Origin of the sequence: Paenibacillus sp. FSL F4-0087 (assembly GCF_038020215.1) — a bacterium.
GTDB lineage: Bacteria > Bacillota > Bacilli > Paenibacillales > Paenibacillaceae > Paenibacillus > Paenibacillus taichungensis.
Window position 1 is genome coordinate 1,365,868 of the sequence record NZ_JBBODJ010000001.1, and the last position, 19,936, is coordinate 1,385,803.

Annotated in this window: 15 protein-coding genes; 3 read left to right on the forward strand and 12 right to left on the reverse strand. The window is 45.4% G+C overall.

The genetic code is table 11. The annotated features are described in order from the left end of the window. Nucleotides 1–20: 20 nt before the first annotated feature. The 6 genes from MHB84_RS06630 to MHB84_RS06655 all read right to left on the reverse strand — a co-directional run bounded on the left by MHB84_RS06630 (nucleotide 21) and on the right by MHB84_RS06655 (nucleotide 4,670). Nucleotides 21–689, reverse strand: coding sequence for a sugar transferase (locus tag MHB84_RS06630; protein ID WP_218642265.1), 669 nt, complete (start codon nucleotides 687–689; stop codon nucleotides 21–23). Next, the gene (gene galU, locus MHB84_RS06635) at nucleotides 686–1,594 is read right to left on the reverse strand and encodes a UTP--glucose-1-phosphate uridylyltransferase GalU (RefSeq protein WP_076291493.1); all 909 of its coding nucleotides are present in this window, start codon (nucleotides 1,592–1,594) and stop codon (nucleotides 686–688) included. The genes MHB84_RS06630 and galU overlap by 4 nt, the downstream gene beginning before the upstream one ends. A 248-nt stretch (nucleotides 1,595–1,842) precedes the next feature. After that, complete coding sequence (locus tag MHB84_RS06640; protein ID WP_076291492.1) at nucleotides 1,843–2,523, reverse strand: CpsD/CapB family tyrosine-protein kinase; 681 nt, start codon at nucleotides 2,521–2,523, stop codon at nucleotides 1,843–1,845. Next, nucleotides 2,504–3,256: a YveK family protein gene (locus tag MHB84_RS06645; protein WP_076291491.1), complete on the reverse strand. Its 753-nt coding sequence runs from the start codon at nucleotides 3,254–3,256 to the stop codon at nucleotides 2,504–2,506. Before MHB84_RS06645 ends, MHB84_RS06640 begins: the two co-directional genes overlap by 20 nt. 66 nt (nucleotides 3,257–3,322) lie before the next feature. After that, a complete protein-coding gene (locus tag MHB84_RS06650) occupies nucleotides 3,323–4,081 on the reverse strand; it encodes a tyrosine-protein phosphatase (protein ID WP_076291490.1) in 759 nt (252 codons plus the stop codon). A gap of 151 nt (nucleotides 4,082–4,232) precedes the next feature. Continuing rightward, complete coding sequence (locus tag MHB84_RS06655; protein WP_076291489.1) at nucleotides 4,233–4,670, reverse strand: hypothetical protein; 438 nt, start codon at nucleotides 4,668–4,670, stop codon at nucleotides 4,233–4,235. Between the two features lie 332 nt (nucleotides 4,671–5,002). On the opposite strand from MHB84_RS06655, the gene MHB84_RS06660 reads away from it, so the two are divergent. Further along, nucleotides 5,003–5,371, forward strand: coding sequence for a helix-turn-helix domain-containing protein (locus tag MHB84_RS06660; RefSeq protein ID WP_062323802.1), 369 nt, complete (start codon nucleotides 5,003–5,005; stop codon nucleotides 5,369–5,371). Nucleotides 5,372–5,853: 482 nt separating this feature from the next. Here MHB84_RS06660 and gltB read toward each other — a convergent pair whose 3' ends face one another. The 3 genes from gltB to MHB84_RS06675 all read right to left on the reverse strand — a co-directional run bounded on the left by gltB (nucleotide 5,854) and on the right by MHB84_RS06675 (nucleotide 14,199). Further along, nucleotides 5,854–10,452 carry a glutamate synthase large subunit gene (gltB, locus tag MHB84_RS06665; protein ID WP_076291488.1) on the reverse strand — a complete coding sequence of 1,533 codons (4,599 nt, stop codon included), beginning with the start codon at nucleotides 10,450–10,452 and terminating at the stop codon, nucleotides 5,854–5,856. 675 nt (nucleotides 10,453–11,127) lie between these two features. Continuing rightward, complete coding sequence (locus MHB84_RS06670) at nucleotides 11,128–13,410, reverse strand: YhgE/Pip family protein (RefSeq protein ID WP_076291487.1); 2,283 nt, start codon at nucleotides 13,408–13,410, stop codon at nucleotides 11,128–11,130. A gap of 207 nt (nucleotides 13,411–13,617) precedes the next feature. Further along, nucleotides 13,618–14,199, reverse strand: coding sequence for a TetR/AcrR family transcriptional regulator (locus MHB84_RS06675; RefSeq protein WP_076291486.1), 582 nt, complete (start codon nucleotides 14,197–14,199; stop codon nucleotides 13,618–13,620). 357 nt (nucleotides 14,200–14,556) lie between these two features. Between MHB84_RS06675 and MHB84_RS06680 the strand changes: the two genes are divergently transcribed. Beyond that, the gene (locus MHB84_RS06680) at nucleotides 14,557–15,777 is read left to right on the forward strand and encodes an MGDG synthase family glycosyltransferase (protein ID WP_076291485.1); all 1,221 of its coding nucleotides are present in this window, start codon (nucleotides 14,557–14,559) and stop codon (nucleotides 15,775–15,777) included. 277 nt (nucleotides 15,778–16,054) lie between these two features. On the opposite strand, the gene MHB84_RS06685 is transcribed toward MHB84_RS06680, so the two are convergent. Further along, nucleotides 16,055–16,912 carry a cell wall hydrolase gene (locus tag MHB84_RS06685; protein WP_076291484.1) on the reverse strand — a complete coding sequence of 286 codons (858 nt, stop codon included), beginning with the start codon at nucleotides 16,910–16,912 and terminating at the stop codon, nucleotides 16,055–16,057. Nucleotides 16,913–17,042: 130 nt separating this feature from the next. Beyond that, nucleotides 17,043–17,651, reverse strand: a complete 609-nt coding sequence (gene thpR, locus MHB84_RS06690) for an RNA 2',3'-cyclic phosphodiesterase (RefSeq protein WP_076291483.1) — start codon at nucleotides 17,649–17,651, stop codon at nucleotides 17,043–17,045. Nucleotides 17,652–17,840: 189 nt separating this feature from the next. On the opposite strand from thpR, the gene MHB84_RS06695 reads away from it, so the two are divergent. Continuing rightward, nucleotides 17,841–18,797, forward strand: a complete 957-nt coding sequence (locus tag MHB84_RS06695) for a D-2-hydroxyacid dehydrogenase (protein WP_076291482.1) — start codon at nucleotides 17,841–17,843, stop codon at nucleotides 18,795–18,797. A gap of 136 nt (nucleotides 18,798–18,933) precedes the next feature. Here the strand turns inward: MHB84_RS06695 and MHB84_RS06700 are convergent, their stop codons facing one another. After that, the gene (locus tag MHB84_RS06700; RefSeq protein ID WP_256716915.1) at nucleotides 18,934–19,908 is read right to left on the reverse strand and encodes a TRM11 family SAM-dependent methyltransferase; all 975 of its coding nucleotides are present in this window, start codon (nucleotides 19,906–19,908) and stop codon (nucleotides 18,934–18,936) included. Nucleotides 19,909–19,936: the final 28 nt, after the last annotated feature.

Below are 19,936 nucleotides of genomic sequence, written 5' to 3' on the forward strand. Positions count from 1 at the left end.
CCAAATTTAATTGAGGCTAACTAGAATGTATTACTCTTTACCATTACAACAACAGTTTTGAACAGAATTTTAATATCCATTAGAATAGAGACATTCGAAATATAGTGAAAATCATACTGTAAGTTATGATGTATAGGGTCCTTTCTCACATCACTTACTTGCCACAAACCAGTGATCCCTGGCTTTACCAAAAACCTTCTGCGTTCCAGATCGGTATAGCTTTCTTCTACAATTCTTTTTTGTTCAGGCCTTGGACCCACAAAGCTCATATCCCCTTTGATGATGTTAAGCAGTTGTGGTAACTCATCCAAGCTAGTCTTACGAAGTAATCTACCTAGCCGTGTAATTCTAGGGTCATTACTTGTCGTTGGGGAAGCACTGTACTTCGGAGCATCCGTACGCATTGTTCTAAATTTATAAATATTAAATTTGACTCCATTTTTCCCGTAACGTTCTTGCCTGAATATTACAGGTCCTTTAGAATCAAGTTTAATCGTAATCGCTGCTACAAGCATGACTGGTGATGTAATTAACAACAGCACTGCCGCTATAACAAAATCGATGAAGGGTTTCATCACTTCAGTATACCCACCAACACGTTGTGAGTAAGGCTGCTCAAGCACTGCCGCAGTTCCCTCTTTGGCTATCGCTTCTCCACTCCCAAAGTATTCCGGTCTTGAAAGTTTCACAGACTATCCCCTCCTGCTACAAGCATTTGGTTCAATTGTTCCTTCATCAGAATCTCTTCGATCGCCATGAGGACCGGCGCACGCAATTCTTTATTTTTGAGAGCAAAATCAAGTGTGGTTAGGATATAGCCCAGTTTCTCGCCGACGTCAAACCGGGACCCTTCAAAATCATAAGCACTAATTCCTTCATCCCGATTCAACATTTGCAGCGCATCCGTGAGTTGGATCTCACCACCTGCACCCACATTTTGTTCTTCCAGATACTCAAATACTTTAGGTGTCAAAATGTAACGACCCATAATAGCCAAGTTGGAAGGTGCTGTACCCAATGGTGGCTTCTCAACCATGCTGTTTACAGAAGACAAACGCCCCTCTGTGTGCAATGGATCGATGATTCCGTAGCGGTAGGTTTCACTTGGACTCACCGTTTTCACTCCGAGTACAGACTGGTTGACCTTCTCATATTGCTGAATGAGTTGTTTCGTGCACGGCACATCCGATACAACAATATCATCGCCAAGCAATACAGCAAACGGTTCATTGCCAATAAAGTTTCGAGCACACCATACTGCATGCCCAAGTCCCAATGCTTCCTTCTGCCTTATGTAATGAATATCAACGTTGGAGGACTTTCGGACTTCTTCCAGTAAGCTGAGCTTTCCTTTTCCGAGCAGATTTTGCTCCAGTTCAAACGCGCTGTCAAAATGATCTTCAATCGCACGTTTTCCCTTGCCCGTTACAATAATAATGTCCTCAATCCCGGAAGCTACAGCTTCTTCAACGATGTATTGAATGGTTGGTTTATCCACAATAGGGAGCATTTCTTTAGGCATTGCCTTTGTAGCGGGTAAAAATCGGGTTCCCAATCCGGCTGCGGGAATGATTGCTTTCCTCACTCTAGTCATAAATACCACCCTATCCATTAATATTTTTTATGTTTAAAAGCATGAGTTGGACCACTTATTAAAATCCATGAAATCATGAAATAAATTGATGCAATTCTTACTTTTAATTTCATAAAAGGGCATCAAACCCAGCCTCACATCACACCCTTGACGATATACGTCTAAGGTACACTACCCACAGTGTGACCGAGTGCCTACCTTGATAAAGGTATAGTAGACATGACCTCCAAACTAATTGCCAGATACGATTAACTTTCTCCGTAATGTGCAGCTCTGCTCTTGGATAACTGAAAGTTATTTAGAACTGCTCCTAATATTCTTGCATTAACATGTTCTAGATGGGCCTTGGCTTTCTTAACCACATCCTTTTTCACTTTTCCTGAATTCACAACAAGTATCACGCCATCACACAAAGAACTTATGATTAATGCATCTGTCACAGACAAAACAGGTGGAGTATCAAACAGAATCACGTCATATTGTTGTTTTAATTCTTCTAATATCAAAGTCATTTTACGAGAGCCAATCATTTCTGAAGGATTAGGTGGAATCGCCCCGGAAGTCAACACATGCAGCCCTTCTATAAAAGTCTCCCTAAGTACTTCTTTTACAGAATACTGATTAGAAATCACACTTGTGAGCCCTATATGGTTTGGAACATTAAACATACGGTGGACTGAAGGCTTACGCAGATCAGTATCCATTAGTAAAACTTTTTTTCCCTCCTGAGCATACGTAACAGCCAAGTTACCAATCGTGGTGGTCTTTCCTTCTCCAGAAACAGCTGAAGCAATCATTATGGTTTGAATTTGACTGTCTATAGATGAAAATTGAATGTTCGTTCTTAACTTACGATACGCTTCAGAATTCGTTGATTTTGGATTCACCATTGTGACTAAATTCATCTTTTCATTGGTTAATCGTGGCATATTGATTTTCACCTACCTGTTGTTGGGATAATATTGTTTGCTTTGAAGAACGAGCGTCATCTTTTTTTACTCTGGATATAACTGCTAGCGCAGGTATTCCAAGTTCTCTTTCAATCTCGTCTTCCGTTTTGAGAGTGTCATCCAGATATTCCAAAAGAAATACTAATCCTATAGCCAACAGCAAACCCACAATGAAACTAATTAACACATTCATCAAAGGGTTATAATTAACCGGTTTTGTATTATCATTAGGGTTGGCTTCACTAAGAATGGTGATATTGTCCACTTTCATAATTACGGGGATTTGTGATTTGAATATTTTTGTTACAGCATTGACTGTCTTAGCTGCTTTTTCAGGAGAAACACCTATCGCGGTTAGATTCATGACCTGGGATTCATTAGCGGTTGATACTTTTATTCTTTCACCCAGTGCTTTGCCCGTTAGACCAAGGTCAGGATATGTAGTGGCAACTTTATCGAGGATTGCGGATGATTTGATTATTTCCATATAGGAATTGATTACTTTGATATTGGTTTGAATAGAAGCATAGTCAAGATTAGGAACGCCTTGGGCATTGTAGGCCTGGTTGACAATTATCTTGGAACTAGCCTCATAAACAGGTACGGTAAAAAAATAATTTTTAACACCTGCCCCTATGCAAGCAACCGCAACAAAGGCAACAATAATCCAAATTCGTTTTCGTAAAATTTGCATATACTCTTTTAACTCCATCTTGTATTCCTCCCATTTAAATCAGCAATTATGATAAAGAACGGTGTCTTATATATTTTCAGCCGGTTACCAGAACAACAATCTACGCTTCATAATTACGGGTTCTTCCGGCTCTATGATTTGATTGTTCCATACCGACCAAGCATTATTTTGCAAATTTTGAATCAGGTGACTTCCAAATCGGCGTTCAAGCAGGTGATATGCGGCTTTCATTGAAAATGTTCTTCCTTCCATATTATGGGCATCTGATGAAATGAAATGAAATCCGTTTTCTTTGCAAAAATGAAAACACCATCTCTGAACTTTTCGTCCGAAAAGTCCTATGACCGATTGAGCCGTGATTTGACATAGAGCACCTTGCCCAACATATTCAACCAATAAATCGGGATTGTTCTGGATTGGACGATTTCGTTCGGGATGAGCAATAATTGGAATGATACCCGCCAACTTAAGTTCTTGGAGTATCCCGGGGAACTGCGAGGGGATATGACCAAAGGGCAATTCCAGCAACATGTATCGGCTCCCGGCGAGTGTGCAGCACTTTCCTGCGTATAAGTCTGCAATCAGGTGGTCATGCACCCTGATCTCCTGTCCGGAACGGATCTCCAAGCGAATGTTGCGTTTGCGAAGTTCTGCATGTAGCAGGTCCACTGCCTGATTGACCACGTTGGGTTGATTGTTGTACTGCCCGTTCAGGTGATGCGGAGTAGCAATGATCGAGGTAATTCCTGAGGCTGCCGCTTTCTCAGCCATCGCAATGGACTGTTCCATATCAACAGGACCATCATCCAGACCGGACAAAATGTGGCAGTGCATTTCAACCATATCCAAACTTCCTCAATGTATGATCCCCCTCGCCCCTTTATTCATTGCGCAAATGCTTTTGGTGTTAAAGAACTAATGCATAACGCTATGAAATATAGTAAAATGGCGTTAAGTACATGCTTGTTCAGAATATGTTTAGAATGTGTTCAACTCATATGGTAAAATCAATGTAATGATAGGGTTCCTTTAAGGCACATTGTTCGCTCGCTTTCTCATATTGAAAGCGGGAAACCGTGGGAAACTGAACGTCACGAATCATCGCATTTAACTGTCCAGTTATATATAGTGTCTGCTCTTGCTGAATATGCAAGCTTGAATGATACAATGTGAGCTCTCCGAAGGGCTGTTTCCATTGCAACCTTGCGTGAAGTCGTACACATACATGGCTATCTTCTACATCCAAACCAATTAACATCTCTGATGAGATTGGCAAGTTCAGATCGCTCAGGAAGGTAATCGCTCGTGTGTCCATTCCAAGTAAAAGAACGGGGCGTCTTTTGAGCTCTATCAATTTGCCATGAAACTCCTGAATGTACATATGGACATTTAATTTCAGATCAGCCCATTCCTGAATCATTGAAGAATTCATGGCTTCATTCCTTTAGAATGGATTAAATTGCAAGAGTTGCCTCTATTCCTTCTCACAGGTATATTGGTTAGGCAACTTGTTCATACTTAAAATATCCCAAATGATACATTTTGTAACTCCATACGTCCAATTTACGATACAATACGTATCATGTCAAGCGGTATTTGGACATGGTTCTTTTGATTTACGACAATATGAGATGTCCTTAGACAGACCTATATACAACTAGGATGACTAAGGCTTTACGATGATGCAGGAAAGCTGCCCTGATCAAACATTTGGCTCAGGATTGTTTCAATATATATTTGATGGTGTTCAGGGGGAAATAGCATATGAGCTACGGAAATCGCATTGCTGAATTAAGGGAACAGCGGGGACTTACTCAAGAAGAACTTGCGAGCTCCATTCATATTACAAGAGCTGCTCTCTCCCACTACGAGAAGAACCGACGTAAACCTGATTTCGAAGTGTTAACGAGACTTGCTGACATCTTTGGCGTATCCATTGATTATCTCATTGGACGGACAAAACAAAGTGATGTGGTGATGGATGAGGACGTAAGGGAATTTGTGGACTCCCTTGAATTATCGGATAAGGAAGTGTTGGAACGCTTCGGCTTGATGATTGATGGAAAACCCTTAACAGAAGAAGAGGCACGTCGTTTTATTGCTTTTGTCCGTATGGAACGTAGTATGGATTAAATCCGCAAAGAAGACCCAGTACCGAGAAATACCATTCTCCGGTTGCTGGGCTTTTTTATGTCTTGATTTCCCTCCATCTATTCTAGGCTTGTCGATGTGTTGTCAAGCGCGCTTGTTGTTGTCGGAGGATACGAAATGGTTCCAACGCTCCGGGTCGATTCCGCATTGTAGTAAAACTTTCATGATGTCCATCTGGGTTGCTTCGACTGGTTTACCTTTCGGCTTACGGTCGCCCCTGCTTGGTTGCTTCATATTCATTCCGCTAACCTCTCTTATCTTTATACTTTCCCTGCACTCCAAAACTAGCCTTATTATACTTGAGAAAGTTCCTCAATGTTGTCGTCTCATGGCGATAGCGTTTTTTGTCTAGGTTCTAATTTTGTCGAAAACCAAATAGGAGCTCTACGGCGCCGGTTTGGCAGCCATAAAGCTCCTATAATTCTTAAGACAACCTGTTCATGCATTCAAACAGGGATGGTGAATCAACCTCCTGTACGTGCGAGTTCACGCATGTTTGCTTCAAATGCAGCCAGCAAAGCAGCCTCTCCGGTCAGGCCCGTTGCCTGAATCCGTTCGATTTGCTCAGTCATTCGTTTGAAGTCCTTTGGAATAACCCGAACAAATTGATCTAAAGATTGCTGCCAGTTATCCAGAATGCGCTGCCCCGCCTCACTGCCTGTGTTCGCAACGTGACGCTGAATCATGCCTCGCAGATCAGCACTCTCAGAGACATCTTCGATACGCTCCAAAAGTACCATTTCCAGATTACAACGTTTTAGGAATGTGCCTTTCGGATCATACACATAAGCGATACCTCCGGACATCCCGGCTGCAAAGTTACGACCTGTATCACCCAGAACGACGACACGTCCCCCCGTCATGTACTCACAACCATGGTCGCCTACACCTTCAACAACCACTTTGGCACCCGAGTTCCGCACAGCGAACCGCTCTCCCGCAATACCACGAATATACGCTTCACCACTGGTTGCACCGTATAGAGCCGTGTTACCAATGATGATGTTATCTTCGGCATCAAATGTGGCTTTCGGTGAAGGCATGACGATCAGTTTACCTCCGGACAACCCTTTACCTACATAGTCATTGGAATCCCCTTCAACGGTCAATGTCATACCTCTAGGTACAAAGGCCCCAAAGCTTTGTCCAGCGGACCCGACAAATTTGAATTGAACCGTATCTTCAGGCAATCCTGCTATTCCATATTTGCGCGTAATTTCACTACCCAAAATGGTACCTACTGCACGGTTTACATTGGTAATTGGAAGCACCGCTTCAACCGGTTGACCGGATTCAAGCGCAGGTTGCGCCAATGGCAGCAACTGCTGCATATCCAGCGTCTCTTCCAATTGGTGGTTTTGATGCTGTGTACGGTAACGTGCAGAGCCTTCTGGCATTTCAGGCACATGCAACAATACCGACAGATCTACACCTTTTTTCTTCCAGTGGTCTACAGCCTCTACCGTTTCGAGGCAATCGGTACGACCTACCATTTCCTGAATCGTACGGAATCCAAGATCAGCCATGATTTCGCGAACATCTTCAGCAACAAAACGCATGAAGTTAACGACATGAGCAGGATCTCCCGTGTAATTTTTACGCAATTCAGGGTTTTGTGTTGCTACACCTACCGGACATGTATCCATCTGGCAGACACGCATCATGATACAACCGAGTGCAACGAGTGGTGCTGTAGAGAATCCATACTCCTCAGCTCCGAGCAAAGCTGCGATAGCCAAGTCACGACCATTCAGCATTTTTCCGTCTGTTTCCAGTACGACACGGTCACGCAGATTATTCAGCATTAACGTTTGATGTGTCTCTGCAAGACCCAGCTCCCAAGGCATTCCCGCGTGGCGAATTGAGCCTTGCGGGGATGCACCTGTACCACCGTCATAACCGCTGACGAGGATAATATCGGCACGACCTTTAGCAACACCAGCAGCAATCGTTCCAACGCCGACTTCGGATACCAATTTAACGTTGATCTCTGCACGTGGATTGGCATTTTTTAAGTCATAGATCAACTCAGCCAGATCCTCAATCGAGTAGATATCATGATGCGGTGGCGGAGAGATCAGACCTACACCCGGTGTTGATCCACGAACTTCAGCAACCCAAGGGTACACCTTGCGTCCAGGCAACTGTCCACCTTCACCTGGTTTTGCTCCCTGTGCCATCTTGATCTGAATCTCGTCGGCATTAACCAGATAGTTGGATGTTACACCAAAACGTCCGGATGCCACTTGTTTGATCGCACTGCGACGAGAATCACCGTTACTATCTTTAATGAAGCGAGCCGGATCTTCGCCGCCTTCACCTGTATTGGATTTACCACCAACACGGTTCATCGCAATAGCGAGATCTTCGTGTGCCTCTTTGCTGATTGAACCGAAGGACATTGCCCCGGTTTTGAAACGACGCATAATGTCTTCGACGGACTCTACTTCTTCCAAAGGAATCGCAGGACCGACCGGTTTCAGTCTCAGCATGGAGCGAATGGTCAGCAACTGATCATTTTCGCCTTGCACGAGTTTGGAATACTTTTTATACAGTTTGTAATCGCCCGTACGTACTGCATGCTGCAGCGTATGGATCGTTTGCGGATTGAACAGATGCTCTTCTCCATCGTTACGCCATTGGTATTCCCCGCCGGAATCCAGCACTTTGTCATTGCCATCTTTGTCCGTAAAGGCACGGTTGTGATGAGTCAATGCTTCGGCAGCCACTTCTTCCAGGCCAATCCCGCCAATTCGCGAAGGCGTCCACGTAAAGTAACGATCAACGAAGTCCGATTTCAGACCCACTGCTTCGAAAATTTGGGCCCCACGATAGGATTGAATCGTCGAAATTCCCATTTTGGACAATATTTTAATAACGCCTTTGGTAGCGGCTTTAATGTAGTTCTTCACGGCTTTCTCATGTGAGATGCCACGCAGCAACCCTTGCTGAATCATGTCATCCAGCGTTTCAAACGCCAGATATGGGTTCACCGCACTTACGCCGTAACCAAGCAACAAGGCATAGTGATGAATATCACGCGGCTCTGCCGATTCCAGCAAAATGCTGACTTTGGTTCTGGTTCCTTTACGAATCAGATGATGATGCAAACCTGCTACAGCCAGCAATGCTGGAATAGCCGCATTCTCGGCGTCCACACCACGGTCAGACAGGATCAAAATGTTGTGACCTTTGTCAATGACACGGTCTGAAGCTTCGAAGAGCAGTTCCATCGCTTTGCGAAGTCCTTCTGCGCCCTCTTTTGCTGTAAAGAAGATCGGAATCGTCATGGAACGGAAGCCCGGACGACGAACATGGCGAATCTTCGCAAAATCCTCATTAGAAAGTACCGGTGTATCCAAACGAATCTGACGACAGCTCTCCGGTTCAGGATTCAGCAGGTTACGCTCAGGTCCGATCGTAGTTGCTGTAGACGTTACAATCTCTTCACGAATTGCGTCGATCGGTGGATTGGTAACTTGTGCAAACATTTGTTTAAAATAGTTATACAGACGCTGCGGACGATCCGATAGAACCGCCAGTGGTGCATCATAACCCATGGAGCCTGTAGCTTCCATACCTGTTGAAGCCATTGGCTCCAACACTTTGCGCAACTCTTCAAATGTATATCCATACGCCAGCTGAAGCTGCGTCACGTTATCATGTTTTGGATCAGGCAGTTCCGGTGCATCCGGCAGCTCATTCAGATCCATCAGATGCTCATCGAGCCAATCCTGATACGGATTCTCGGCCGCAATGAGAGCTTTCACTTCCTCATCCGCAATTATACGTCCTTGTTGTGTATCGACAAGCAGCATACGTCCAGGACGCAGACGATCTTTGTAAAGAATTTCTTCAGGAGCGATATCAAGTACCCCAACCTCAGAGGACAAAATAATGCGGTCGTCTTTCGTTACATAGTAACGTGCAGGACGCAGACCATTACGGTCAAGAGTTGCACCAATCTGTAAACCGTCGGTAAAGGCCATTGCTGCCGGTCCATCCCACGGCTCCATCATCGTGCTGTGATATTCATAGAATGCCTTCTTGGCAGGATCCATTCCCTCATCTGTACTCCAAGGCTCAGGAACCATCATCATGGCCACGTGTGGCAATGAACGGCCGCTCAAATACAGGAACTCCAGTGTGTTATCAAACATGGCCGTATCCGAACCATCCGGATTGATAACCGGTTTTACTTTCGAGATGTCGTTACCGAACAATTCGCTCTCAAACAGCGACTGCCGGGCATGCATCCAGTTCACGTTACCACGCATCGTATTGATCTCACCGTTGTGGATCATGAAGCGATACGGGTGGGCACGTTCCCAGCTTGGGAATGTATTCGTACTGAAACGGGAGTGAACAAGCGCAATCGCTGATTCCACGAGATCTTCCTGAAGATCCAGATAGAACTGTCCCACCTGTTCCGTTGTCAGCATGCCTTTGTAGACGATTTTTCGACAGGACAAGCTTGGCAGGTAGAATGAACCACCTTCTGCTTCATCCGCCGAATAACGAATAGCCAGCTCCGCACGTCTACGAATGACGTACAATTTCCGTTCAAATCCCAATTCATCCTTAACATCTGCCGATCTTCCAATGAACACCTGACGCACATAAGGCTTCGCTGCAAGCGCAGAACGTCCCAGCATCTCATCAAACGTAGGCACATCCCGGAAACCCAGGAACGTCTGGCCTTCTTCTTCGATGATCTTCTTAAGGCTCTCTTCATGCGCGCTCCGAATGACAGGGTCCTGTGAAAGGAACAGCATCCCTACGCCGTAAAAGCCCTGTTCAGGTAATGCAAAACCAAGACGGTCCGCTTCCTGTGCAAAATAGCGATGTGGAATCTGGATCAAGATACCGGCTCCGTCACCGGAATTAGGCTCACTGCCCTGTCCTCCGCGGTGTTCCATGTTACTGAGCATGGTCAGTGCCTGACTAACGATGTCGTGTGAAGGTACTCCTTTGATGTTGGCAACAAAACCCATTCCGCATGCGTCTTTTTCGAACTGTGGGTCGTACAGACCCTGTTTAGGAGGTAATCCGATGTGTCTCATGGAACGCAACCTTTCTATAGTGAAGTATTTCGGAAAGATCAAGAACATAGGCAACAAGCAACAATAAAACGGGAGGGGCGGGCATTTTCAACCTGAAAAATTGCCTGCTGGATGAACGAGGGCGACAGCAATAATGGCTGTCAATCTTATAAATGCTGCTATTGCGGCAGAGGCCATCCATGAGATGAGCTGGTCCGGATCACCCGGTAAACAGCTTGGTATAACAACACGCAACCGCTGGCACGGCCGCTGATATGGAGCGACGTTTTTTGATATAGTTCTATTATTTTAACACCGACCTAACATCAGCGCAATTTAAACTTTTTAATACCTCTGATAAGAAATGTTTTGCAGTACAGCTTTAGTGTACTGATGCTAAAATTCATCTCTTTTTCGAATAATTATACACATTTTATGTCAGAGTACAACTAATTTTAATTGCTGACAAAAGAAAATCATTCCATATGTGGCCTGCGTTTAACCATAGTTGGTCCAATTTCTCATGCCATGATCCAGCGAATATCTTCATTCTTATGCATTTGTATACAAAAAGAGTCTGCAGCCCATTTTCGGGTCGCAGACTCTTTGCACTATTTGACTACTATATTGCATAATTTTGATACTTGAGTCCAAAGTTTATTTTCACAATTCTGTCCAATTCCGGTTCAATTCGGCTTATGCCGTCACCACTTGACCGGATTCAGCCACTTCGGCTTCTTTTTTGCGACGTCTCCCGCTCGAAAGGAAGAAAGCCAAGGTCAGTAGGACAGATATACCTGCATAGATTGCCAAAATGCCGACCTGATGCCACATCACATCGAAATTGCCACTGGATACAACTGCTTTGAATCCCATAATGCTGTGCGTCATTGGCAGCCAAGGGCTAAATGACTGGAGCCATGACGGAATCAGCTCTACCGGGAAGGTTCCCGCACTTGCTGCAAGCTGGAAGACCAATAACAGGATAACAACATAACGCCCTGGCAAGTCAAGCCAAGTTACGAGGGCCTGAACAATAAACATAAAGGTCAATCCCGTAAAGATCGTGAACAGATAGAACAGCGGTACGCTGTGCGTTTCCAGTCCAAGACCGTACAGCATGAAGCTTGCCACGATCACGGATTGGATAATGCTCACAAAACCGAATACGAGTGTACGGCTGACAAAACGGTTCCAACCTGTTGCACCCAGTACGGAAGTTTCCCGCATTTTCAAAACAATCGTTGAAATCAGCGATCCAACAAACAAACCGATGGACAGGAAGAACGGCGTCAACCCTGTACCATAATTGCTCACGTTCTCTGTTGTGTTCTCGGACGTATTCACAGGTTCAGCGAACATATTCACCACATCGTCCGTTTTCTTGACTTCTGATGTTTTCTGAGCCGCATCGTTCAGCTTGGTAGCCAGTTCGCTTGATCCGTCTTTCAGCTCAGTTAAACCGTCTGCCAGCTTGCCTGCTCCGTCACCGAGTTGTTTGGAGCCGTCCGTTAGCGAACTCACACCACCGCTCAGTTTACCCACACCCGTTTGCAGGGCTGTAGTTCCGGACCCCAGTTGCTTGGCTCCATCTGCCAGCAATGTGCCGCCACTTGCAGCCTCGCCCAGCTTGCCGCTAAATTGCTTCAGACCATCGGAGAGTTTCGCTCCGCCTTGGCTAAGCTGTCCAGCGCCCGCCAGCAATTGCTGCTGACCATCCACCAACTGGTTCGCACCTGTCAGAAGCTGCTCTTGGCCTCCATGCAGCTCGGACGCACCTGCTGCCAGTTGCTGATTGCCCTGGTGTAATTGATCTGCACCTTGCGCAAGCTTCTGTTCGCTCTCATGCAGTTGCTTACTGCCTTCAGCGACCGCTGCACTGGCTGCCAGCAGCTTCTGTACGTCTTCACTGGCTGCCAGTTCAGGGTTGGATGCAGCTAGCTGCTTCAACCCATCAGCAACGCCCTGAGCACCGTCAGCAACCTTACTGCTTCCATCTACTGCCGATTGCAGGCCAGTGGCCAAGGTGCCACTGCCTTGGACTGCACTTTGCAGACCCTCAGACAGCTTCGCACTACCTTGCTCTGACGATTGCAGACCCGCTTGCAGCTTGCCTGCTCCGTCCACGGAAGATTTAAGTCCAGTTTCCAGCTTGGCACTGCCGTCCTTCAACTGGTCTGCACCGCTCTGAAGCTGGCTTGTCGCCGCAGCTTGAAGCTGCTGCAAACCGGATACCAGATTCGATGTACCACTTTCAAGTTTGGTTGCCCCCGTGTGTAGTGCATTGACACCATCACTTAATGGAGACAAGCCATCCTGAAGTTCCAATGTACCGGATGCCAGTTTCGCCAGATTATCCTTGAGCTTCACAGCTCCATCATCCAGCTTGCCTGCGCCCGTATTCAAGTCTCCTGCGCCATCGCCAGCTTCAGCCAATCCGTCCGATACTTCGGAAAATTTGTCGAGCAGGGTCTCCGCATAGGATTCCGTTACTTTGGCCGAAACTTTAGCTTTCAGATCTTTGATGGCCGTTTTGCCAATCTGCGCACCCACAAAGCTGTAATTTCCATTTGGTTCGTAGATCAGATCAGCCGGTTCTGGCTTATCATCAAGCAACGTGGTTGCCTGGGATGAAAAGTTTTCCGGGATCGTAATTTGCATATAATACTTGTCGTTTTCCATGCCTTCTTTGGCTTGGATGGCACTGACAAAATCCCATTTAAAATCTGCATTTTTCTTCAGTTCATCCACGAGGTCACTACCGACATGCAATGATTTACCTTCCAGTTCTGCACCTTTATCAAGGTTAACAACCGCAACCGGCATTTCATCGACATGACCATATGGGTCCCAGTAGGCAGCCAAATAGATACCACTATATAGAATCGGTATAAACAAAATTGCAATAACGGGGATCAACACCTTCGGGTTTCTCACGGCCGATCCCACATCCTTGAAAAACACGGATAAAGATTTCATGTCATTTTCTCCCCTTGTTCTCTCTGCTTCCTAAGCAGAATAACCATAATGAAATTAATTTGACGCGTTTCGGAAATTTACCGAAACACGAAGTGACTACTTTCCTCAAACGGTCACTTTAGAGCAAAAAAACAAACCTGTCTCTCGACAAGCCTCACTGCCTTCAATCGTATGACTAACCCATATTATAGTAATAATAAATTCGGGTTACGTTGCTGCAGCAATTCCTTCCATTAAGAAAAGGCGAAAGTAATTCTTGATTTCCTCTTTGCTCAGCGGCTCGTGTTGCTTACTCCAGTCTGAGGTGAGGGCAATGTACAAACGAATCATCATAAAGGAAACTACCTGTGGATCACAATCACGAATCTCTCCGTTGTCTCTTGCCTTCTCAAGCTCCCGTGCCAGAAAATCGGAGATAACTTTCTCCACTTTCTCCAAACCTTCCTTGGCCTGAAGAGTTCCAAAATCCTTAAGCTCCTGGGACAATTTAACCAGCAAATCGTGATCACGACGAAACTCTAGCAATGAATCAAGCACACGAAACAGATTATCAAAAAAAGCACTTTCCTGATGAACTTCACGATGAGCAATGTTTTTCATTTCCTGGATTACTTCCACCAAAATCTGATCAAACAATTGTTCCTTATTCGTAAAGAACGTGTAGATCGTTCCCTTGCCAACATTCGCAATCTTCGCTACCTGATCCATCGTGGTTGCCTTGTATCCAAACATGGCAAAAGACTGCGCGGCTGCATGAATGACCTGCTGTCTCCTGTCAATCGGAGCCATCATATCCCTCCTCGTTTTCGTTGATCGTCCTCTTCAAATGACCAGAAATACAATTCGGTCATTCGGTCAAAACCAAGATTACCACTCTCCTCATCAGATTGCAACCCTAACATTAAAAAATTGTGTTAATTTTTTTTAACCGAAATGCAGTGGAAACTGCTTCTATCGTCGTCTATAGTGTATGATGACTCCAACAATACGGATAAAGACGAAGTTTTGATGTATCAGAACATTAACTATAGTGTAAATATGTAACGAATGAACATGATTTTCCGCTTCGCTGTATATTCATGTAGTAATGCAACGTGCGGTATGACTGTGAATGTTAAATTTAAATTGATGAATAAAGGTGAACTCATGCGAAAACCAAGAGTGCTCTTGTTATCCGAAGGTTTCGGCACCGGTCACACCCAGGCCGCCCATGCGCTCGCAAGCGGCATTAAGAAAGTCAGTCCACATGTGCATAGTCGGGTTATTGAACTCGGCAAATTTTTAAATCCAACCATGGCTCCGCTTATTCTGTCTGCATACCGCAAGACACTAACCGTTCAGCCCAAGCTGGTCAGTCTGCTGTATCGGACACAATATAACAAATCACTAAATGGATTTACCAAACTGGCCTTGCATCGGATTTTCTATACACAGACGGCTCAGGTCGTATCCCAATTGAAACCCGATGCCGTGATCTGTACTCATCCATTTCCGAATGCGGTCATCTCACGACTGAAACGTCAGGGACTTAATATTCCACTTTATACACTGGTCACAGACTACGACGTACATGCAACGTGGATTAATCCCGAGGTCAACAAATATTTGGTATCCACACCACAAGTTAAGGCTCTGCTTGAGATCAGGGGTGTTGAACCCTCTCGCATCCAAATCACCGGTATTCCTGTTCATCCTGACTTCTGGGAAGCAGGAGACAAGGTAAGCCTCCGACAGGAAATGGGGCTTCAGAACATGCCCACTGCTCTGCTAATGGGTGGCGGATGGGGACTTTCTTTTGATGAAGAGCATATGAAGACCCTCACGTCATGGGCGGATCGGGTACAGCTGCTTTTCTGTCTTGGAAGCAATGAGAAAATGATTGCCAAGCTGAAGGAAATGTCCTGCTTCCAACATCCGAATATACGCATTCTTGGGTATACTCGTGAGGTCAGCAAACTGATGGACGTATCCGATGTGCTCATTACGAAACCAGGTGGCATGACTTGTACAGAAGCATTGGCTAAAGGCTTGCCGATGTTATTCGTACCTCCATTGCCGGGACAGGAAGAAGAGAACTGTGAATATTTTGTACAAGCCGGATACGGTCAAATCATTCACTCTGCTGACGTTATTACCAATCGCTTCAGGCATTTGTGTGAGCAGATCTATGCACCACGTGAAGCTGAAAGCCAGCTGAAAGCAGTCCACAAACCAGGGAACAGAAACACCTACGATCCAACGTGTTGTGCCCAGGCTGTCCATGATTTATTGTTCCCGGCTACAGCGGAAGTCACATCGGCGCCCAAGGAGCGCTTCACAGCCGGAATCGGGGCAACTTCGCTGTCAGGTACCAGAATTCCATTCTAGCAGCTCTATGACCCCTTCTAGTCGTTCTACGAAGGTGTTTCATCTCTTAAAGACATGCACAAAGAAGGTTCCCCTCCATTAATCCGGAAGGGAACCTTCTTTTATTTCATTCTTATCTCCGTATGATTTGCTGCAAAAAAGGGTAATTTAAATAACAAACTCTCATCGCCAATAAAGTTAAAAACGACGAAATAAAACTGCATTACAGGGCTTTTCAAGGTCTATGTAGCGAATACATAGTTAACTACCCTGCCTGTTTGCAGAATTTACAGGTCAATTACTTGTAAAAAGTATGATGCCCGATCGTTTTTACTTTTTTCTGGGAGCGAGCCACTGTCAGATCGTCCGCAAGCGTCAATGACAAGAAATAATACGTATCATCAGCGACTTCCTTTTTCCCATTCAACGCTGCATTAACTGCCTTGATACTGTCCTCATTAGGAGTAACACGTTTCAAGCGCCCGTTCGCTACAGGACTGAATTGAGATTTCTGGTAGATTACTTTGTAAATGGTATCGGGAAAATTGGCTGACCGCAGCCGGTTTAAGACAACATTGGCAACTGCCACTTTGCCTTCGTACGGTTCACCTTCCGCCTCTGCCATGACAATTTTTTGCAGCAGAAGCAGCTCTTTATCGGACACACTGTATGACCAGGTTGCAATTTTCGAGTCTTCCTGGTTCAGGAGTTTGGTCCGTGTAAAGTAAAGTTTTTGGGGGGGAGTCGTAATTGCAGCTACCGCTTTGGCATGCTCTATCTTGGCCAATTTCAGAGCAGCCTCTTTCTTCGCTTTGGCCGCTGCTGCAGCTCTGGCCGCATGTTTAGCCTTGGCTTCTTTCTGTTCCTGCTCTTCCTGGGCAGCCGTCAGCCAGTTCTTGGCCGGGAGCGAATTGGTCCAGTTATCAGTCTGTGTAGACGCATCAGAAGATAGACTTGTCCCGTCTTGCATCATACGCCTGTCTCCGCTAAAAGAATTTTCGCTATTTTCTGCAGATGCCGCAAGTTCGGTCATCTGTTTGCTATCACTTGCCTCATTCCATTTTCCAGTCGCCTGAACGACGTTAGCCCCCACTATACATACAAGTAGCACAGATAACATCGGTGCCACCCAACGATTCTTGCTTATAATATCCATTCGAAGATTCCTCCTGTCGAAACAATTCCCTAAACTAAGTAACCACAAAAAAAGAATTTGAATAACGATGGCTAATATTACATAGGGAATAACGTTATGTCAATGTGATTTTATGTCATATCAATGAGTTTCAGGAAAAAGAAAACGTATCCACAACCTCATACATCGGCGCCTGACCTGGCTGTGTCACATGTAGCACAAAATCTTGGACCATCCAAGAATTAACACCTAAAAATTGCCCTGGAAGCACTCCAAATATTCCTTTATCTTCATTTCCTGGGTTCTGGCCCAGAAATTTACGCGCAATCGTAATATGAGGAGAATAAGGTCTTAATTCGGCCTCAAATCCAAGGGAAGCAGTTGCGCCCACGATCTGTTTTTGCAGAAGATGAAGTTGGTCCACTTCTCCTTCAACACCTTTCCACAATACCTTTGGTGCCTCTTCCAAACCGAACGTTCCCCATCCGGATAATTGCAGTTCAAACGGCTGGAACCCGACCGTTGCCAAACGCAGCGCTTTCCGCAGATGTCCAATGTCACTAACAAGGGTATCCCCCAGAAATTGCAATGTAATATGATAATCCCGGTAGTCCGTCCATTTGCGAAAATCAAGCTTTCCTTGCACCTGTTCCGCAGATATCCGAAGTGAATTCTGAATATGTGCCGGCACCCGGAGTGCAATAAACAATCGTTCCCGTCGGGATGGAAGATCCGTATGTGAATGTGAATAGTTATTCATGGTATACACCTCTTCTAGAGTTCGTTTTATTATTTCACAGTCGTCTCTATAGTTTCAAGCTGGTTAAGTATAGAGTGACACAATTTTTGGGATTTGCACATGAGGCTGTATTCCTGCCTTTTACGCACATCGCCTTCTTTTCTGCTAAACTAATACCACAACTTATTTCAATTCAGGAGGCCACTAACTATGGGTAAAATTGTATGTTTTCCATCCTTGTCGACAAAGCAGCAACAACGTATTCTGGATGCAGCACCAGGTTATACACTTACGGTTGGCAAAGCCAAAGAGATTGACACATCGGAGTTAAAAGAAGCCGAAATTGTCTTAGGCTGGTCTCCTCTGGTAACCGAACATGCACTGAAAGAAAACAGCCCTTTAAAATGGGTTCAAGTCTGGTCCGCAGGTGTCGACAACCTTCCTTTCTCAGATTTGGAACAAAAAAGCATATTGGTAACCAGTGCTAATGGCGTACACGCCATTCCCATAACCGAAATTATTCTTGGCATGATGTTGTCCCACAGCCGCTGGCTCAGACAAGCGATGCTGCACCAGCAGCAGGCAGAATGGAAATCCCCAGGCAAACCACTTCCGGAATTGCATGGCAAAACAGCGGTTATCGTCGGCGTTGGAGAGATCGGAACAGAAACCGCACGTATTCTCAAAGCACTAGGCATGAACGTCATTGGGGTTCGTCGCTCCGGAAAAGACGTTCCAAATGTAGACCAAATGTACAATATGTCCGGCTTACACGAAGCACTGGGGCAAGGCGATTACGTCATCAATATTTTGCCACTCACAGATGAAACGCATCATATCTATAATCAGTCTGCATTTGAGCATTTCAAATCCGGTTCCTGTTTCGTCAACGTGGGACGTGGCCCAAGCGTAAATACGGAGGCTCTGCTGGGTGCACTGGACAGTGGACAGGTTGCCTTTGCTGCACTTGATGTATTCGAGGAGGAACCGCTCCCCGCAGATCATCCACTATGGGGTAAGGATAACGTCTTGATTACTCCGCATATTGCAGGCAGTACAGAGCAATACACCGAGCGGGCACTTGATATTTTTGTTCAAAATTTGGAAGCATATATCGCCGGAAAAACCCTTCCGCTCAATCTGGTGAATTATAGTCATAAATACTAAAAATTCTAGATGGTCCTAGGTGAAATTGTACAAATTCATGTAAGGTAGTTTCCCTACGAAAATCAAAAACCTCCATACCGGAAAATGGATTTTTTCCGGTATGGAGGTTTTTTCTGTTATTTTCAGCGCAGCCGTTCTAAGTGCATAGCCAAATGTGACGTATAAACGTGCCTTTGCTCACCGTTCGATACTGATCAATGTTCCATCCGGCATCCAGAATGTGCCCCTCCACCCATTCGGTGGAAACGATCACTGCCCGTCCTGCAAGTCTCTTCAAACTCGTCAACATGGCAAGTTGTTCCTCATCCGGAAGAACAGAACAGAGATTATATGGCATGTCCAGAATGGCTGCATCGTAGAAACCTTCCAGATCATTCATATCCCCGAGGGTAATTCTGGTTGGATCATACCCATAATGAGGAACATTAATGCGTGCACCCTGTACCGCCAAAGGGTTCAAATCATTTCCCTTGACCTCAATTCCCATCGACAATGCCTCAATTACAACGGTTCCCATTCCGCAGCATGGATCGAGCAACTGATGCCCCTCCACTTGCGGAATAGCAATATTGACTAACGCTCTGGCTAACGTAACACCAAGGCCCGTGGAGTAATTTTGCGGCTTCTGATGATGGGTTTGCCACGAGCGATCGGCTTCTGTCCATTGACCGAAGAGCCATTTTCCATTCACATGCATTAGTCCAAAAGTCACGTCAGGCTGTTTCATCATAGCTTTGCCTTTAATGCACATGCCCAGCTCTTTTTCCAGCAAACGAGAATGCGCATAATCCGGCATGTCATCGCCCTCTTTCAAGCAGACAACCTTGAACGTTTCACGAGATGACAAGGCGACTTGTGAAGCAGCAGGTTTCAGACCTGCTACTGTATCCGCTTCGGCCATCACATCCAGTCTGCCCCGGACAAATGGACTTCTACCTGGTGGAATGCAAATATTGGAGCGTACATAGGCGTGATCTCCTGAACCAATATCTGTCCCAGGAACGAGCATCGTTTCCAATTCCAATTCACATAGGGCACGTTCATTCTCATGGCAAGCGAAGGTATATACGTAACTTCCGACAACTGAATCTTTGCTGTTTGTAGAGCTCAATATGGTAGCCGTCCTTCATGTTTCTTCT

What these genes read in the sequence shown, in the direction of transcription:
- galU (WP_076291493.1), bottom strand. Translation starts at nt 1,594, where the DNA reads ATGACTAGAGTGAGGAAAGCAATCATTCCCGCAGCCGGATTGGGAACC.
- MHB84_RS06640 (WP_076291492.1), bottom strand. Translation starts at nt 2,523, where the DNA reads ATGCCACGATTAACCAATGAAAAGATGAATTTAGTCACAATGGTGAAT.
- MHB84_RS06645 (WP_076291491.1), bottom strand. Translation starts at nt 3,256, where the DNA reads ATGGAGTTAAAAGAGTATATGCAAATTTTACGAAAACGAATTTGGATT.
- MHB84_RS06650 (WP_076291490.1), bottom strand. Translation starts at nt 4,081, where the DNA reads ATGGTTGAAATGCACTGCCACATTTTGTCCGGTCTGGATGATGGTCCT.
- MHB84_RS06655 (WP_076291489.1), bottom strand. Translation starts at nt 4,670, where the DNA reads ATGAATTCTTCAATGATTCAGGAATGGGCTGATCTGAAATTAAATGTC.
- MHB84_RS06660 (WP_062323802.1), top strand. Translation starts at nt 5,003, where the DNA reads ATGAGCTACGGAAATCGCATTGCTGAATTAAGGGAACAGCGGGGACTT.
- gltB (WP_076291488.1), bottom strand. Translation starts at nt 10,452, where the DNA reads ATGAGACACATCGGATTACCTCCTAAACAGGGTCTGTACGACCCACAG.
- MHB84_RS06670 (WP_076291487.1), bottom strand. Translation starts at nt 13,410, where the DNA reads ATGAAATCTTTATCCGTGTTTTTCAAGGATGTGGGATCGGCCGTGAGA.
- MHB84_RS06675 (WP_076291486.1), bottom strand. Translation starts at nt 14,199, where the DNA reads ATGGCTCCGATTGACAGGAGACAGCAGGTCATTCATGCAGCCGCGCAG.
- MHB84_RS06680 (WP_076291485.1), top strand. Translation starts at nt 14,557, where the DNA reads ATGCGAAAACCAAGAGTGCTCTTGTTATCCGAAGGTTTCGGCACCGGT.
- MHB84_RS06685 (WP_076291484.1), bottom strand. Translation starts at nt 16,912, where the DNA reads ATGGATATTATAAGCAAGAATCGTTGGGTGGCACCGATGTTATCTGTG.
- thpR (WP_076291483.1), bottom strand. Translation starts at nt 17,651, where the DNA reads ATGAATAACTATTCACATTCACATACGGATCTTCCATCCCGACGGGAA.
- MHB84_RS06695 (WP_076291482.1), top strand. Translation starts at nt 17,841, where the DNA reads ATGGGTAAAATTGTATGTTTTCCATCCTTGTCGACAAAGCAGCAACAA.